The sequence below is a fragment of the Tunturibacter empetritectus genome (genome assembly GCF_040358985.1).
Taxonomy (GTDB): Bacteria; Acidobacteriota; Terriglobia; order Terriglobales; family Acidobacteriaceae; genus Edaphobacter; species Edaphobacter empetritectus.
The window spans coordinates 1,790,193-1,807,076 of record NZ_CP132932.1 but is presented as its reverse complement, the minus strand read 5'-3'; the positions used below and the strand labels follow the sequence as shown (position 1 = coordinate 1,807,076).

Below are 16,884 nucleotides of genomic sequence, written 5' to 3'. Positions count from 1 at the left end.
GGCGGTTTTGCCGCTCGCACCTGTATTACCGCACCTCAAAGCCGCACCTGAAGTTAGGGGAGAAGAGAGATACATGCCGACTGACGTAGTTATGCCCCAGATGGGCGAATCCATCACCGAAGGCACCATCACAAAATGGCTTAAGAAACCGGGTGACGCCATTCAGCGGGACGAACCCCTCTTTGAGATCTCGACTGACAAGGTTGACGCGGAGATTCCGTCGCCCGCGGCCGGCACTCTGAAGGAGATCAAAATCTCCGAAGGGACTACGGTCCAGATCAATACCGTCGTCTGCAGCATCGACGAAGCAGGCTCGTCCTCCGCGCCTGCCGCCGCACCCGCAAAGGTTGAAACCGCAGCCGCTCCAGCAGCGGACACCGTCACCCCGGCCGCGGTCGATGCGCCTCCCGCAGTTCAGGGCAATCCACCAGCCCCGTCCAGTGCCACCGCAGGTCCGGGAACCGAAGTCCTGATGCCTCAGATGGGCGAGTCCATTACCGAGGGGACGATTACCAAGTGGCTTAAGAAGGTGGGCGATACCGTCCAGCGCGACGAGCCTATCTTCGAGATTTCGACCGACAAAGTTGATGCAGAGATCCCATCGCCCGTAGCCGGTACCCTCTCCGAGATCAAGGCTCAGGAGGGCGCTACCGTCACGATTAACACGGTCGTCGCGGTTATCGGCGGCGCTGCAAAATCGTCCGCTACGGCCGCTTCTGCTCCTGCTCCATCCGCGGCCGCTTCGGCCCCTGCGGTCTCAACAGTATCTTCCGCCTCTGCAGGGGAACACGTTCGTTCTTCACCGCTGGTCCGCAAGATCGCAAAAGACAACAACGTCGATCTCTCGCAGGTTCCTGGCACTGGAGCCTCGGGCCGCATCACCAAGACCGACATCGTCAGCCACTTGGAGCAGGGTCCAAAGCCTGTCTCCGCCACGTCCGTTTCTCCCACGCCCTCCGCGCCTGCGCCAGCTGCTGCCAAGCCAGTTGCCCCTCAGCCGCAACCCGGCGAGCTCGTTCCGATGACCAAGATGCGCTCCATCATCGCGCAGCGCATGGTCGAGTCCAAACGCACCAGCCCGCACGTCCACACCGTCTTCAAGGTGGACATGACGCGCATCGTCAAGCTCCGCGAGAAAGAGAAGTCAAAGTACGAGCAGCGTAACGGCGTCAAGCTCACGTACATGCCCTTCATCACCCGCGCCGCGATCGTCGCACTTCGCAAACACCCTATCGTCAATGGCTCAATTGAAGGCGAAGCGATCCGCTACAACAAGAACATCAACATCGGAATCGCCGTCGCGCTCGACTGGGGCCTCATCGTTCCCGTTCTGAAGCAGACCGAAGAGAAGAACTTCCTCGGCATCGCACGCGGCATCGTCGACGTAGCCGATCGCGCGCGCAACAAGAAACTCGCACCCGACGAGATCTCCGGTGGCACCTTCACGCTCACCAACTCCGGCATCTTCGGCGAGCAGTTCGGCACACCTATCATCAACCAACCGCAGAGCGCGATCCTCGGTATCGGCGGCCTCAACAAGGAAGCCGAAGTCATCACCGACAAAGACGGCAATGACTCCATCGCGATCCGTTCTATCCAACGCTTTACCCTTGGCTTCGACCACCGCATCGTAGACGGTGCAGACGCCGGCAAGTTCATGTCCGACTTCAAGGCATACTTGGAGAACTGGTCCGAAGACATCGGCTAGTTTCAAATAGCAGCCAAAGGCAAAGCAGCGGCAGATCTGTAGATCTGCCGCTGCTTTGCCTTAATTTGAAATGCGCTCAAGGCTCGATGAATTCAAATAAAAACTCATTCTTTGACTGAATATGTTCTACTGCGATCTCGCACAGCTCGTCAGCACTATAATCCCAATATTTTTTCTGCGAAAAATCCAGGCAAGCTTCATATTGGCGCTCGTATTCATCGTCTTCCCCAGAGCCGAAAACTTCTATCCCCAGCAGCCGAATGTCCCTGTGCTTAAATTCGCCTACAGCTTCTACAGCAACATCTGCCGGAAACAGCAGCGTACCTCTCCACACAACAACTCTATGCCGATAATCTTCCAGAAAGCTAAAATCTTCATCCACTAGAGTAGCTCCTTCGCTCTCAACACCAGCTCAACCGCCTCATCTGCCGTTGCACCAACCGCCGACAGATGCCCCATCTTCCGCCCTTTACGCGGCTTATGCTTTTCATACAAATGCAGCCGAACCCCGGGCACAGCCAGTGCCGCATCGAACCTGGGTTCGACAGCCTGCCCATCCTTCAGCCACAAATCCCCGAGCAGATTCGCAATGGCAGCAGGTTGCACAACACCAACATCACCGAGCGGCAGATCACACACGGCCCGCACCAACTGCTCGAACTGTCCCGTCACACACGCTCGGACACTCGCGTGATAGCTGTTATGAGGTCGCGGAGCTAGCTCGTTCACCAGCAGATTTCCATCGGTTGTGCAAAACATCTCAACTGCGAGAACTCCCTCAAGCTGAAACGTATCGGCAATAGCCTCCGCAATCTCTCGAGCCTTCTCCTCCATCTCCGAAGAGAGTGGAGCAGGAATCACACTCCATGCCAGAATCTGCTCCTCATGGTGATTCAGCGCCGCGGGATAAACCTTCACCTCGCCATTGGGAGCGCGCGCCACCAGTACAGAGATCTCTTTAGCCAGATCGACTGCCTTCTCGGCCACGCCAGCCCGCTCGCCCAGCGCCTCCCAGGCACCCCTCACCTCATCTTCGACAGAGGCACCTGCAGCAAATCCAACCTTACCCTGACCCCGACCGTCATATCCGCCAGTCGCACTCTTGCAAAAACATCTACCGCCAAGTGCAGTCACCGCATCTCGCAACTCATCCAGCGACCGAACCGCGCGATACTCCCCAACCGGAAATCCATTTCGCCGCAGCCAGTCCTTTTGCTCGATCCTGTCCTGAATCACGGCAAGCATAGCACCGCCCGGCCGCACCGGCGCGTAGCTCGACGCCGCTTCCATACTCGCCGGCGAGATCTGCTCAATCTCCAGCGTCACCACGTCGCATCCGCGCGCAAGATTCGCCGCCTCCCGCGAATCGTCCCATCCCGCCTCAATGCATCCATCCACCACAAACCGTGCAGGACAAGCCGGATCGGGATCAAGCACAAGGATGCGGTATCCCATCTCGCGAGCCGCCATCGCCGTCATCCGCCCAAGCTGCCCACCACCAAAGATTCCGATCGTCGCACCCGGCAGAATCGGTTTCGCGTTAGAAGAACGAGAGCTCACGCGCCAACCTCATCTTCTCCGACCACCTGCGCGAGAACCTCATCCCGTCGTGCTGCGCGCCAGGCCACCAGTCTCTTCTGCAGCGCCGCATCGGTAGTAGCCAATATCGCCACAGCCAACAATCCAGCGTTCGTAGCCCCGGCCGCTCCAATCGCCAGCGTTCCCACTGGAATCCCCTTTGGCATCTGCACAATGCTCAACAGCGAATCCATCCCCTGCAGCGCCGTCGCCGGAATCGGCACGCCAAGCACAGGCACCACAGTCTTCGCAGCGATCATCCCCGGCAGATGTGCCGCACCGCCTGCGCCTGCAATGATCACCCTAAGCCCGCGTTCAACGGCCGACTCAGCGTAATCAAATAGAAGATCCGGTGTCCGATGTGCCGACACCACTCGCACCTCATGCGCGACGCCAAACTCCTTCAGCACCTCGACGGCGCCTCGCATCACCGCATAATCACTGCGGCTCCCCATCACTACCCCAACCAAAACAGTGCCCAGCGGCTCGGCGTCCATGGCCCGATTATACGGTTTCCAGTGCACGCCGCGCCCTGGCAGCACTACGAGCGATTTGCCCACAGGCTCGCGTTCAGGCACATCACCACGCCGTCAATCGTCATACTCAGCCCCTTGGTGAACTTGTCCGCGTCGACGATGTGCTTCTTCGTCACTGCATCGGTAATGTTGATAGCAGTCCCGACGATCTCCACTGCCGCATCCTTCTTTTGCTCGCCGGTCTTCGCCCCAAACAAAGCCTCAGTCCCTTGAACCACCCCTGGAAGCAAGGCAATCGATCGAAAAAACAACTTCAGAAAATCCATAACTTCTCCTATCGCCTCAAGTAGTCAATCGCCATATGAAACATCGCCAACACAGCTCCACCTGCACCCAGCAGCCCCTTGATGCGCTGTACGCTCCGTTCATGCTGTTCAACCCTGTCCTCAAGCTGGGTCAATCTCCCCGGCTGTCCTATCCCCAGCAGATGTTCCATCTGGTTCTTCAGCACACTCAAATCCGCTAGTACCTGCCCTTCGAACTCTGTCACCTTCTCCTCCTTCCACCCATCACTCACTTACCGGTAAATTCGTAAACACCGCACTCGAAAATCGCGAGTACAACGGAGGCGTCGACCCATCGAACATCCTCACGTAGTAGTGCTCCACCTGTCCCTCGCGAGGAATCGAAAAACTCCGCACCGGACTCCTCAGCACCAGATCCTGATCCACTCCCGGCCCAAAATCTCCGTCCCGTCGTCTCACTTCGAACCCTCCTCCGGTTGGAGGAGCCGTTCCGGAGTCCACTTGCAAAGCCGTCCCTGTTGCGCTCACCACCTGCAACTCTTGCAGATTTGCCAGCACGCTGCCGCCAACCGGCAACGTCGAACTCAACGCCTTCTGTGGCAGCAGCGCATCGACAGCGATTGCCTCGGACAAGGTCAGCCCCAGGCCCTCAGCCCAGTCATTCGCAAACGCTATTCGATAAGTGAGCATCTCGGGACGCCCCATCCCATCCACGATCTCAACCTTTCGCACCATCACGCTCATCGTCTGTCCAGCGCTGGTAATTGCGAGAACATCTCCCGGCCAAACATCCTGAGAATTCACCGCCACGTAACTCCCGGAGACAGCCGCTGCACGACTGGCTGAAAAACTCAGCACTGCCATCGCTGCCCCCTCGCAATCCATCGAGCTCCGTGCCGCCGGCTTTACCACCTTCCCCAGCCACTGCGCCGTTCCCGGCATGCCACCGGCAGCCTCCTGGGCAACGCTTGCCTCATCTGCAAGCCGCGCCACAGCTCTCAGCCGCCCGCGGTACGTGACGGTTACAAGTTCCCCGGCCACAGGAACCCGGCCGGCAAAGAATGTAACCTTTCCTGCTGCAGATATCTTGCAATCAACTCCCTCGCCCGCAACACCGATCAGCCGCGTCATCTTCACGCCGCTCGGCAGCGTACTCACCACCCAGCCAGAGCCCGTCTGCGTGATCCTGCAGTAACCCATCGACCCAATCAGCTGCACGCTGTTCACCGCAGCAAAGGTGCAGTTGGCCGGCGAGGTCACCACCGATCCGTCATACAGAACCGTCGCCGGAGTATTCGAAGCTGCCCCAAGATCCTGCAGCTCAAACACCACAGACATCGGCGCCGATACCAGTCCCCCGCCGAACGACGCCACCACGCCATCCACCATCGCATAGTAGTTTTGCAGCACACGCTGCATCTCCACGCAGTGCAACCGAATGCGCAACGTATAGGTATGCCCCTGCAGCATCGTGAAAACCGTTCCTGCCTCGGCCCCATTCACGAATGGAACCGCGACCGTATTTCCGCCACTTTGCCGCACGTTGTAACCCACAAAGCAGTTCGCGCTCTGGGCAGCTCCCTTGTACAACCCGCACACCACCCCTGCGCTTGCTCCTCCAAGTTGCAGATTTCCCGCTTCAATCACCAGCGAGCCGCCCATCTCCACCTGATCGATCGCCGTCAATGTGGTCTGTCCGTCGAAGCCGTTTCCTCCGGTCATCGTCAGCCCGGATGCGCCTAGACCAAGATGCGACCCCGGATCCGCAACCTGCCAGATCTGTGTGTCGAGCACTGCCTCGTTGAAGTTGTCGGTAAGAAACTGCACAGAGTTCGCTGCCTTTTTTGGGCGAAACGGATCTTCCGAAAGCTGAAATACGGTTGTCGTCCCATCCCCCGCAAACGTCTCGGTGACATAGGCCGTCGGCTCAATCTCGCCACTCACCGTAACATCATTGGCAAGCTCCTTCACCGCCGTCGTCTTCAGCGTCGCCACCTGGAGCGAGCCATCCCCATCGCTCAAAGCGTGGGTCACCGTCCCCGCCGGCTGCAGTCCAATCGAGCCATTCAGAACCCGATACGCGGCATAGGTCGCGCTTGCAACGCCACCCGCATTCGCAGACCAGCTCTCCGTCTGCAAAGGTTCGTAGACTCCAACGGGCAACCCGTTCCTCACGCCCGTTGTCGTAAACAACCCAGCATCCACACGGTTCGTAAGAGTCGTCAGCAGCTGTCCACCGCTCTGCGCCAGCCCCGCTCCACTCAACGGAACGGACTGCTTATCCAACAGCCACTCATCGCTGACCGCGCTGAAGGCGTATCGGTATACTGAACCCTTAACCCCCGTCCCCGCATACACCGCCTCCGGGTCCGTTGCGATGTAGCCCGTAAAAAGAACAGTTCCGTTTGCCGCCGTAACCACAGCGCGCCCACGCCGTACCGGCACCGCCAGGCCAGCGTCACTCACATCCAGCATGCCGCTGCATATCGACGGAGCATTCAACGTGCGAGCAATCTTCAGCGGCCCGGTAGTACAAAGAGCAGCGCTACAGTCCACCGCACCCGCGCCATCCAGATTATCGATCGTCACCTTCACTGTGTCACCGCCGCCTCTAGCGGAGCTAACCCCCGCATCGCACGTACCTCATCCACCGTCAACACGCCCGCCTGCAGCAGCGTCGTCTGAATCTGCAGCTCCTGCATCTCGTCCCTGCTCTCCAGGTCGTTGAAGCAGAACTCGAACTCGCGCCAGCCCAGCTTCTTCGCGAATAAGTCGCGCGTAATATGCTCGGCGAGCAGCTTTGCCACCGGAACCACCGCGCTCTGGAACGCCTCGTCCGCCATCTCCCCGGCAGTCGATTTGTTAACATCGCTCGCCACCCCAAGCAGCATCGGCGGCAGATCAAACGCATTGGCGATCATGCGAACCAGCGTCTCCTGCCACTGCAGCCGAAGATCCGCATCCGTGCCGCCCGCAAACTGAATCACCTCCGGCTTCTGCTCACAACTCAAAAACGGAACCCGGCCCGTGCCTTCAATCTCGTCCTGCCACCACCGAATCAGCCGGTCATGCTCCTCAGGAGTGGCGTCGTTCAACCAGATCGCATACTGCGCCACCGAGTTGCTGGCCAGCTTCCCCGCATACCGGCTCGCGCTCAGAAACTGGTTCACCGTCTCAAACGCAACCTCCAGCCTCCCCAGGCCAAACGGCGTGTAGCTGCGAGGATTCAGCCTCAAATACATCAGCTCGTCATCGAGCAGAGGCACCAGAGACTCCTGTCCCATCCGCCCCGTAGCCTGCGCATAGCGAGGCTTGTTCGGATCGCCATCCCACTTCGTATCGATCTGGATCGTCGCGCCATCCACCGGCCAAAGATGAAACGGCCTCTCAGGATCTCCCGTGCTCTCCATCTCCACCGCGCCGAATCCGCCCACCAGCAGATCCTCCAGCACCTGCTCCCAAAGTACCCGAAAGCTATCCGACGCATTCGGCTCTTCGAGGCACTGCCGCAGAACCTTCATGCGAGCCTCTGCATCTTCCACCGTCAAGCCCGAGTAGCCGCGCCGCACCTTCACCTGCCAGTCCATGCTCGCAATCTTGTCCTTCACTACATTGATCGCCCGGCGCACCACCGGCGTCTCGGCGAACTTCCGCAGATTCGCCGCAGTCGGCTTCGGCAAAGCGTTCTGCCCCGGCCGTCCCGCAGGTCGGTAGGGACTCAGAATCGACGGAAGCATAGCCGTCTTCCTCGCGCCCATCCCCGCATCGCCCGCTGCCGCCTCAACTCCCGCCAGTCTCTGCCAAACATCCTTCACCATCGTCCGAACGCCCATCGCTACCCTCTCTTTCCGTCTCTGCTGCAAAAGAAAAAGGCACAGCCCCTGGGCCATGCCTAACCGTTAAATCAGTCGCTAGCTTTTAGCCTCTAGCTAAAGCTGTCCCTCAAACACTCAACTCCACCCGAGCCGTCGCCGCCACCCGGGCCAGATCGCTCAGGGTAACCACACGAATCTCCTGCCGCTCCATCGCCTCCACCCCAAACCGATACCGCTCCATCGCCTCGTCCTCAGTGTCCGACACCGCCCGCAGCGGCTCCACAACCGCAGTCAACTCCAGCTTCGCCCTCTCCACCCTCTGCACGCCCTCCACCAACTGCGGAGCCGAATAAGCCAGTCCCTTCGCCGCCTCCACATCCCCCTCCAGCGACACCGCCTGAAACATCCGAATGACTCCACCCGCAGTTGCCTCTCTCGATCCAGCCCTGTATCCGCAATCGATCTTCATCGGATCGCCCGCCCGCGTATAAAGCGAAGCCGCAATTCTCTTCCGCATCAACCCCCAAACGCCAGCCCGCTCAAACTCTGTTCGCATCGCCCCCGCGATCGCCGCCCGTCCCGTCCGCTTCCGCTCCGTCTTCACCTTCAACGGCTCCACATACATCTTCATCAACTGCTCAATCTCCGCCGGCAGGCTCTCCGCCAGGCAAGCCCGCACCTCGGTCATCTGCACCGAGTTCGCCAGCGTATCCTCGAGAATCTCCATCACCGGCTTTATTCCCGGAGCATCCCTGCCCACAGTCTTCAGCCGATCTCCAATCTCCCCCTCCAGCGCTTCCAGCAAAGCGATATCCGCATCCGCATCCATGCACTTCACCCGCGCCCAGTCCCGCGTAAAGCGCACCACCGCACTATCGTCGCGTCCCGCCTCCCGCAGCAGCACGCCGATATTCGCAAACTCGCCCTTCACCACATCCGGCACATACCGGATCAGGAAGAACTCGCATTGGACACGCTCAGCCATCAACCTCCAAACCTGCTACCCAACACCACCAACTACATTACAAATTTTCCCACCCCACCCACCTCAGCAAACTGCCTCGGCACCACAATTTTCTTACCTGACGCCCACATTGGGAACGGCTCTCTGTTCGAATCCCGAAACTCTCCGATCAACTCTCTCACCCGCGACCGCCGCCTCAGCATCTGCTCCATCAGCCGCTCGATCACCGCGGTATCCCCGCCGTACCACTCTGGCGGCACCGCTTCTGCAATATCCCACAGCGTCCCCGCCTCCATCGCCTCCACCTGGCTCAGCCAAGGCTCGAAGCTCTCCCACCCCGTCACCCGGGCATACACCTGGTTCCTTTGATACACCCCGCGCAGCGGCGAATCCGGAAACGTCCAATCTCCCGCATTGAAGCAAAATCCCTGATCGATAAACGTCGCCCGGTACTTCCTCTCCCGAGGCTTCCTCTCAAACACCGCCTGCCGCCCGTTACAGTTCCCCGCCCACTTATCGATGCATAACATCCCGGCGAACTCCCCCAGGTTTCTCACCTCATCCAGCTGCTGCTCCGGCAGATAGTCCACCACTTGTCCAGGCATCAACCCACCCACAAACTGCGATCCGAACTGCAACCCCGCCGCGTATCTCTGCCGCAGTCCCTTCGGCATCTCGACAAACATATCCAACGTATTCGACACCAGCCACTCGGTGACCTCGACCACATCGCTCACCGGCACCGTCAGCCCGACTGCCGCGGCCAACCGTGTTGCGATCAGCTCATTCGCCAGCACCCGCACATCCTGCGGATTATTTTGAAACTTCACCACCCAAAGCTTGCCATCCGCCCCCAGCATTAACTGGCTTTGCGCTCCGCCTCGCATCCTTCTAATCGCCTGTACTGCCAATACCGCCAAGCCGAACACCCCAGCAACAGAATAACCGAGGCTGTCCTGCCGGACGGCCCTCCTGCGCGGAGGGCGGTCACTTCGTGACTTGTATACCCCTTCGGTTGGTGCTCCCGTTGGTCGCGAACGAAGATGATTCCGACCAACGGGAGGACCAGGCGAAGCTTTAAAAAGGCGTGCGAACGCCCGCCCCACGCGCAGTGGGCCCGTCCGGCAGGACATCACCTCTTCCCCAGCAACTCAGCCCTCACCGCCTGCCCAATCGCCATAGCCATCAAGCAATCATCATGCGCCCCACTCACCGCCCCCGTTCTTCCCCCAGCCATAGCAACGAAATTCCGGCACTCCCCCAGCAACCGCCGGCTAAAAAACATCCCAGACGACTCCACCAGCAAAGCCCCCATCCTACTCACCATCCCGGGCTTCGACCCCGCCGTCGTCAACCAGCCCGCAACGCCCCCCTGCTCATACACACGCGCATACCGTTCCACACTATCCAGATAAGCAAGCACACCAGCTCCATGATTATTCCTCTCCACCGCAATCATCGCCCCGCCATACTCCCTCGCCAGCTCCGCCGAGACCCTCGCCAGCTCCAGCGTCCCCAGCCTCTGCTGCAGCTCCGCGCACTGCATCCCGGACTCCCTCTCGATCACCTGCACCGCCGCAAAGTCTCCATCCGCCCCACCCCCGGCTGTATCGACCGCAACCACATACTCCTTCCCGGCAATCGGAGGCAGCCAAACCTGCAACGCACCACCCCGCCGCATCTCCAAAGGCTCACCCACCGAAGCCAGCCGCTCCTCAACCGCCTCCACCTCAAAGCAGCACTCGCCCGTAGCCTTGAAGCAGCTCTCCGCATCCTCCGCGAACTCCTGCGACCGCAGCCCCCGGTAACTAGCCTCCAGCCCCCTGCGAAAACCAATCTGCCGCGCCGTCAAACCATACGCCGTCACCAGCCGAAGCTCATCCTCCCGCAGTGCAACGACAGAAGCATCGACAGGAGCAGCAACATAAGCCTCCTCCATCCACCACGGAAAAAAGTGCCGCACGACACCGCTACCTCGCTGACCCGCTGACTCGCCAACTCGCTGGTCTACGCCGACTCGCCGCTCCACCGCCCGTCCCCACTCCTCATAGAAGCATCCATAAGCTCCATTCGGCGTAGACTCCATCACCATCTCGCCCCCAGGAGCAAGCGCCGCCCGAAGCCCCGCCAGCGTAGCCCCCGCATCTCCCGGCCACCGGCTCACTTCACTGCAGTGCAGATACTGCACCGTCAACCCACGCCCAGCACTCTCATCTCCTGCGCTTACCACGCGAAACTCGCTATCCAGCGCCGGAAAACACATCTGCCCCGCATTCGCCTTACTCCGCCGCAGCGGTCCCTCCCGCAGATCCTCCGGCAGACACTCCCAGAATCGCTGCACAATCCGAAAGATTCCTTCTGCCGCCTCTCTCGTCTGCGCCACCTGCACCGTCATCACGCCGCGAGCCGTAATCGTCTTCAGAAAAAATCGTCCCGCCACCCAGGTCGTCATCCCCATCTGCCTGGCCTTCAACACAATGTTCTGCTTGCCGCACTCCCGTTCAAACGCCCTCTGCACCGCATTGGCCCGCAGCGGCCGCTCCACACCCTCACGATCCCGAACCCTTAACCACTCCTCAGCCGCCGTTAACAAAGCCGCTGGTTTCTTATCCATCAAACTGCCCAGCGCCAGCAACTCTTTCACATCCCACCGGGCTTCATCCATTCACCAACCTCATCCATCTTCAAGCGATGCAGCGCTCCCTCCTTCGCGATCGGTTGCGCCACATCGCCCTTTTCTCACGTCGCGTCTAGCATCCGTCAGCCGAGCTAGAAAGCGCTCAGCGCCACGCGTTTCCAGGTATTCGTAGCCGTGCAAACGTAGTGAAAGTTCGAATCGTCCGCAAAGTCACCCGCACTACACGGCGCAGACGAGCTCGCCGGTGTGCTCAATGACTCGTGATAGCTCGCAGCTGTGAACACCCCGCTCGGGCAGCTCAGTCCCGATGCGCCCAACATGCACGTCGCTGAGATACTCCCAATGCGAAACTTGAAATTACCCCCCGAAGGCACATCTATATACATGTTTGTGTCGTTCGTCGAAGGCCCGCCGCCCACCAGCCCAATGCGGCTGCCATCGGTGTTATTGCCATTCAGCGCAATGTTGCTATAACCCGACGACCCTCCCGAAGCTGCGGCCATCCTTATATTGCCGCCGGCAGTCTCAATCGAGTTCGACACCTCGGCTCCATTCCCATCCACCGTAAAACTCGACACCGGGTTCACGCACAACGTAATCCCATTCGGACACGCCGCACCCCCTGCATTCACGCTGAAACTCCCCGCCGCAGAACCCGTACTACCTCCGCTGGACGATCCCCCCGCAGGCACAGCCCATGTTCCATCCTCTCGCAGATAGCGTACCGTCCCCGCCGTCGCGCCAGGATCAGGAACCGCACCAGGAGAGTGGGTCGTCCCCGAGGCCCCAAACAATGGGAGCTGTGCCGCACTCACGGCGCCATTCAAAGTCGTTGCGTTCACTGTTCCGGCATTGATCGTCCCCGCCGTAAATCCCTGCGGAGCGAACTGATAACTCGCCCCGCGAAGGAAGATCTGCAGTGCACTCGTCGTCGGCTGGTAGGAGACTGAATCCGTCCCGGCACTGCTGTCCAACTCAAAAAGATCGTAGCCGGAGTTCCAGTTCCCACACCCATGAGAGTTGCAGTGAACCGAGAACACACTCTGCTCCCCTGCTTGCACATCCATCGTCCGTTGCCAGATCCCCAGCTCCTGGTAAGCAAAGCGCGGCGCCGTATGGGTTCCCCCATTGCCAAGATAGTTTGACGCGGGTACCGAATTCGTGACCGTCCATCCGGTCAATCCGGGGCCTGCATTCCCTTCATACTGCACCCCTGCCGTCTGCGCCAGAGTAGGACGAGGCATCGACTGTCCGATGAAAGCCGTGTCCTGCGCAACTCGCTGCTGATAATAGTGCGGCTCTTCCACAGAATCGTTCACGGCCCAGGCAACAGTATTCGGCGCCAGCGTCAGTTGCCCATCCACGTTCTTCGTCGCCGTATTAAAGACTCCCAACACCTCGGCCATGGGATACAAAACATATCCCCCCGTAAGCTCCGACACAGTACCGCCGGTGCTCGTACTGTTTGCGCCCGTCTCCGAGAACTTCAACGTGTTCGCCCCAGTAGTAGTCACAACAAAGGTGCCGTTGTAGCTCTGGTCAGCCACACCCGAAATGGTCATGCTCAATCCATTCACATCTACCGGCAACAAACCCGCCGTCGTAACCGCAACCACACCATTGCTCCTGGCAATCGCGGCAATCTGTAGCGACACATTCAGAAAGGCGCTGGTATTCTTCTGCACGCCTACAAGCGCAGTCAGACCGCCCGCATAGTAAAGTCCAGTGGTCGAGTAAGAACCAAGGACAGGAAACACCTGCCGGATTGCCCCCACCGTATCCACCGTCTGTTCCAGCCCATATCCGCACAACCCCCCAAACGCAATCGTGGTCCCGGCAGAGTGTGGCTTATTCAAAGCCATCTGAAGGTGTGTCCCATCCACCACAGAGTAGTTCGCCATCTCGTAATTTGTGGTCGAACTGACGGCCGGTGAGTCCATAAGGCAGGCCACTCCACTCGGACTCGGAATCGCGGCCGTACTCGTCGCGAATCCCGCCGTCACCCCGGTCGTCGCAATCGCTACTGTAACTGCTCCCGGAGCGATGTTGTTCGCCTGAGACGGTATCACCTGTGCCGTCGCTAGAAATACGCTCACCGGAAAGTTCGTCCCACTAAAGGTCGCGCTGGCGCCAGGCCCACTGTTGACCTGGCCCGTACCGCCTATCAACAACCCACTCGTAATCGTCTTCGCCGGATTCTTGTCGATAAGATATCGCCCCTCACCCTGCGTCCCCGATGCCAGAATCGAACCCACCGTTACCACCGTAGATCCCGGAGAACACCCCGCGCTGCAGACTCCCTGGAAGACCTCGAAGTCCTCCCGAATCTGAATATCGAATGGATGCGCGCCTTCATCTGCCTCATCGCGGAATCCCCCCGAAGAGATCAGGATCTGCGATCCCATCAGACAATCGCCAACCCCATAGCAGTTGATTGCCTGAGAATCCAGAACATGCTGACCCATCGTGTTGTACTGGCCGAATACGTTCACCGCGTTGTAATTCGTCTTGAAGTAGGGAACACTTCCGATCTCCTGTGGAAACAGATTCGATCCGCCTGTCAGGCCACGATGAACGATCGACAGCGCATACGAGTTCGGATCCTCCGACCCTCCCGCCGCAACCTCAGCCTGCGAACTCCTAGTCGAAGTCACATCGATGACCTGCCCGGCATCTACGCCGCCCGGCACCGAAGTTGTTGGATTGAAGTAGGTATCGCGCCGCTGTCCGCTCCTGTCGTCCTCCACATGGGTGCCCCCTGCGCCGCTATTCCATGTGGTCGCTCCATAGTTCTCGCCCACCGGATAGCTGCGTTCGACCTTCACCTCGCAGCCGTTCGCGCAATCAGGACTCGTCACAGCATTTGCGATCCCGTTGCCGCCAAAACCGGTTACATATTGGCTAGCATACTCATCGCCATTTAGGTTATTCACCTGCAGCTGCGTCCCCACCGGCTGAACCACAACCTGGGTCGCTGCGGGGATCGTCGAAACTTTCTGCCCCAGCCCCGCAGCAACACCCGCAACATTCACATCGACATAGTGCTTATCCGCGGCCTGGTTTGAGGTCACAGGATCGCCTGTAAGCACCAATGGCCCAGTCATCGTATCCCCCGCCTTCTCGACAAAAGGATTCGTGCTATCCAGCGGATGTCCCGACACTGCGGCCGCAATCGCCGTGTCCACATAGTTCTTGCTCACCGTCTGCATCGCCACCGACGTAGGAAGCACCGTGCTCTCGATAGTGCTCACCTGCACCGGAGACTGACTTGCAGGAACCACCCAGAACTGTCGGCTCACCGTCCCATCATCCAGGTGATACACAGCCGTATAGTAAGTCCCGATCGGAGTCGATCCCGCATTCGGAACCAGGGCTAGGTTTAAAGATCCGTTCGTGATCGTAGCCGAAGTGGTACCGCTCGGGACAGCCTGCCCGCTCGCCGCCGTAAAGGCCTGCCAGCTCACAATCACACTCCCATTCGCCAGCGTCCCATCACCGCGGTAGATCGTATCTGTAACCTGTGTGGTAGCAATTGCGCTCGGCGCCGTCTGAGCGGCAGCGGCTGCCTTCATCACTGTCATCGCGCCCGGAGCTGCCAGCAGCAGCATCCCGATCAGCGTCCATCCCTTAGGCTTCCAATGCATCTTCATTCTCCTCGTTCCTTATCCACTCGCACGGCCATCGCCATCGCCGTCGCCGCGTCGGTTGACGTTGCTGTCGCCTTTGTCATTGCTGCTGCTGCGTCCGTTGTCGTCGCCTTGCCATTGAAGTAGCAATCGCCTGTGCGGCTGCTTCTAGGTATCCCAAGGCGTTAGCCGTGGGTCTCCTCTGGTTATGTCTTCTCCGCCCCAGCAAACATCCCAATAACTAAACCGCCCGCATCGCTCCCGGCAGATAACTGCGGAAGCACAAGACCATCTCGCCGTCGTTTGCGTCCTTTACCGGTAGTGCGCGAAACGCTCCCGCCAGCTTCATCTTTTCCAACGGCCCCGCCAGCGCCTCCGCCACCTCGGCCGAGCCCTGCATGGCCTGCAACCGCGGATAGTGATAGATCACCCGGTCTCCCTGCTCTCCATCCATCACAAACAGCCCCGACCACTCCTGAAAAAACCCGCCGCCCTCACGATCGACAAACCCCATCAACGGACTCACCTGCATCCCCGAAGGCGGCGCCCCCGCCAACAGCGGTGCCCCCAGCTGCAACGCTCCGTTGGCAATCGACACCACCCGTCCCACATTCAACGAGACCCGCCGAATGTAGTTGATGTCGCCTCCCACCGAAGCCGGCGAGCTCACATACGCCGCGCTCACCCCGCTCCCCACAAACCCCACCTGCGCCACGTAATCTTCATCCACCGACACCAGCTGGCCAACCTGAAACTGCGCTACAGCTGCAGCCCCCACATTCAAAGAAGTCGCTGTTGATCCACTCCCAGCCGCCAGCGGAACAGCCTGTGCCGCCGTGCCTCCACTCCCATTCGCAGCGGCTCCAGTCGCTGTCTGCAACAGGTTCATCTGTTGCGACCCTGCAGCCAGCGCCAGCTGCAGCTTCCCCCAGCTCTCAAACTCGAGCTGCACCGTCGCCTCCATCTGCGTCACCACCTGGCTCTGCACCACCGCTGGAGCTCCCGTCGTCAGTGCGCCAATCTTCGTCTCGCTCTTCCTGGCAAACTTCGTACACCATCCCAGATCCACCCATGGCACCGGCGGAGCATTCAACGCAAACGTACCCATCTGTGCTGCATCGAACACCGTGGGTGCTCCCGCCGCTCGATTCACCGGAGCAAAGTAAGCCCTCACTCTCCGCGTCACCGGAGCCGCCGCTCCCACCAGACCAACCGCAGTAACCGTCGTGCTCACAGCTCACCCGCTTCCTGGTAACAAAACACCTCGACCACAGCCACCCGCTCCAGCCGCTCTCCGTTCACCACTGCTGCCCCAAACGCAGCATCACCCCAGAACACATTCGTCCCCATCGCCACTGGAGCCAGCCCCGACCCCGCCGCCGCGCCAACATAGTTCCTCTTCGTCACACTCTGTGGAGCCGCGCTCACCGCCGCCACTAGCTCCGCATCCATCGCCGACAGCAGCCGCCCCCGATCCATCCCCCCGTTGCCCGAGTCGCCATCGGTCGCATAGCTGATCTCGCAAGTCATCGCGGCCAGCGGCAGCGGACCCTGTGCATCCACGCTAAGCCCCGTCCAGCGAAGGCAAAACGCATTCACCGGCACAGCCGCAGAAGCCAGCTCGTTCTCCTCCACCAGCACTCCAGGCCGCACCACCCCGCGCAGCACCATCGTTCGTGCTGGATTCACCGCCGCCAGCCTGTCCCGCAGCGTGACATAAAACGTATCTCTAGCATTCTGCATTAATCTGTAACCTTTCCAGTAGCATTTACCT

General features: G+C 59.8%; 14 protein-coding genes. 1 reads left to right on the top strand and 13 read right to left on the bottom strand.

Annotation, left to right across the window (positions count from 1 at the left end; translation table 11 throughout):
- Positions 1–73: 73 nt before the first annotated feature.
- The gene (locus RBB75_RS07605; protein ID WP_179640271.1) at positions 74–1,708 is read left to right on the top strand and encodes a 2-oxo acid dehydrogenase subunit E2; all 1,635 of its coding nucleotides are present in this window, start codon (positions 74–76) and stop codon (positions 1,706–1,708) included.
- 76 nt (positions 1,709–1,784) lie between these two features.
- Here the strand turns inward: RBB75_RS07605 and RBB75_RS07600 are convergent, their stop codons facing one another.
- The 13 genes from RBB75_RS07600 to RBB75_RS07540 all read right to left on the bottom strand — a co-directional run bounded on the left by RBB75_RS07600 (position 1,785) and on the right by RBB75_RS07540 (position 16,853).
- Positions 1,785–2,090, bottom strand: a complete 306-nt coding sequence (locus RBB75_RS07600; RefSeq protein WP_353070060.1) for a hypothetical protein — start codon at positions 2,088–2,090, stop codon at positions 1,785–1,787.
- The gene (purK, locus tag RBB75_RS07595) at positions 2,090–3,268 is read right to left on the bottom strand and encodes a 5-(carboxyamino)imidazole ribonucleotide synthase (RefSeq protein WP_353070059.1); all 1,179 of its coding nucleotides are present in this window, start codon (positions 3,266–3,268) and stop codon (positions 2,090–2,092) included. Before purK ends, RBB75_RS07600 begins: the two co-directional genes overlap by 1 nt.
- Positions 3,265–3,741, bottom strand: a complete 477-nt coding sequence (gene purE / locus RBB75_RS07590) for a 5-(carboxyamino)imidazole ribonucleotide mutase (protein ID WP_434557149.1) — start codon at positions 3,739–3,741, stop codon at positions 3,265–3,267. The genes purK and purE overlap by 4 nt, the downstream gene beginning before the upstream one ends.
- 86 nt (positions 3,742–3,827) lie before the next feature.
- Positions 3,828–4,088: a hypothetical protein gene (locus RBB75_RS07585; RefSeq protein WP_179640268.1), complete on the bottom strand. Its 261-nt coding sequence runs from the start codon at positions 4,086–4,088 to the stop codon at positions 3,828–3,830.
- Between the two features lie 8 nt (positions 4,089–4,096).
- Positions 4,097–4,312 (bottom strand): hypothetical protein, encoded by a 216-nt coding sequence (locus RBB75_RS07580; RefSeq protein ID WP_179640267.1) that lies wholly within the window; start codon positions 4,310–4,312, stop codon positions 4,097–4,099.
- Positions 4,313–4,331: 19 nt separating this feature from the next.
- Positions 4,332–6,662 (bottom strand): hypothetical protein, encoded by a 2,331-nt coding sequence (locus RBB75_RS07575; RefSeq protein ID WP_353070057.1) that lies wholly within the window; start codon positions 6,660–6,662, stop codon positions 4,332–4,334.
- Positions 6,659–7,900 carry a phage portal protein gene (locus RBB75_RS07570; RefSeq protein WP_353070056.1) on the bottom strand — a complete coding sequence of 414 codons (1,242 nt, stop codon included), beginning with the start codon at positions 7,898–7,900 and terminating at the stop codon, positions 6,659–6,661. The genes RBB75_RS07575 and RBB75_RS07570 overlap by 4 nt, the downstream gene beginning before the upstream one ends.
- Before the next feature lie 109 nt (positions 7,901–8,009).
- A complete protein-coding gene (locus RBB75_RS07565; protein ID WP_179640264.1) occupies positions 8,010–8,867 on the bottom strand; it encodes a DUF3037 domain-containing protein in 858 nt (285 codons plus the stop codon).
- Positions 8,868–8,899: 32 nt separating this feature from the next.
- Positions 8,900–9,733, bottom strand: coding sequence for a HipA family kinase (locus tag RBB75_RS07560; RefSeq protein ID WP_257031278.1), 834 nt, complete (start codon positions 9,731–9,733; stop codon positions 8,900–8,902).
- 245 nt (positions 9,734–9,978) lie between these two features.
- Positions 9,979–11,511 (bottom strand): terminase, encoded by a 1,533-nt coding sequence (locus RBB75_RS07555; protein ID WP_353070055.1) that lies wholly within the window; start codon positions 11,509–11,511, stop codon positions 9,979–9,981.
- A 104-nt stretch (positions 11,512–11,615) separates the two neighbouring features.
- On the bottom strand, positions 11,616–15,128 hold the full coding sequence (locus tag RBB75_RS07550) for a hypothetical protein (RefSeq protein ID WP_353070054.1): 3,513 nt from the start codon (positions 15,126–15,128) through the stop codon (positions 11,616–11,618).
- A 223-nt stretch (positions 15,129–15,351) separates the two neighbouring features.
- The gene (locus RBB75_RS07545) at positions 15,352–16,344 is read right to left on the bottom strand and encodes a hypothetical protein (RefSeq protein ID WP_353070053.1); all 993 of its coding nucleotides are present in this window, start codon (positions 16,342–16,344) and stop codon (positions 15,352–15,354) included.
- Entirely contained in the window at positions 16,341–16,853 is a 513-nt protein-coding gene (locus RBB75_RS07540) for a hypothetical protein (RefSeq protein ID WP_353070052.1), read from the bottom strand. Before RBB75_RS07540 ends, RBB75_RS07545 begins: the two co-directional genes overlap by 4 nt.
- Positions 16,854–16,884: the final 31 nt, after the last annotated feature.

What these genes read in the sequence shown, in the direction of transcription:
- RBB75_RS07605 (WP_179640271.1), top strand. Translation starts at nt 74, where the DNA reads ATGCCGACTGACGTAGTTATGCCCCAGATGGGCGAATCCATCACCGAA.
- purE (WP_434557149.1), bottom strand. Translation starts at nt 3,741, where the DNA reads ATGGGGAGCCGCAGTGATTATGCGGTGATGCGAGGCGCCGTCGAGGTG.
- RBB75_RS07585 (WP_179640268.1), bottom strand. Translation starts at nt 4,088, where the DNA reads ATGGATTTTCTGAAGTTGTTTTTTCGATCGATTGCCTTGCTTCCAGGG.
- RBB75_RS07570 (WP_353070056.1), bottom strand. Translation starts at nt 7,900, where the DNA reads ATGGGCGTTCGGACGATGGTGAAGGATGTTTGGCAGAGACTGGCGGGA.
- RBB75_RS07565 (WP_179640264.1), bottom strand. Translation starts at nt 8,867, where the DNA reads ATGGCTGAGCGTGTCCAATGCGAGTTCTTCCTGATCCGGTATGTGCCG.
- RBB75_RS07560 (WP_257031278.1), bottom strand. Translation starts at nt 9,733, where the DNA reads ATGCGAGGCGGAGCGCAAAGCCAGTTAATGCTGGGGGCGGATGGCAAG.
- RBB75_RS07555 (WP_353070055.1), bottom strand. Translation starts at nt 11,511, where the DNA reads ATGGATGAAGCCCGGTGGGATGTGAAAGAGTTGCTGGCGCTGGGCAGT.
- RBB75_RS07550 (WP_353070054.1), bottom strand. Translation starts at nt 15,128, where the DNA reads ATGCATTGGAAGCCTAAGGGATGGACGCTGATCGGGATGCTGCTGCTG.
- RBB75_RS07540 (WP_353070052.1), bottom strand. Translation starts at nt 16,853, where the DNA reads ATGCAGAATGCTAGAGATACGTTTTATGTCACGCTGCGGGACAGGCTG.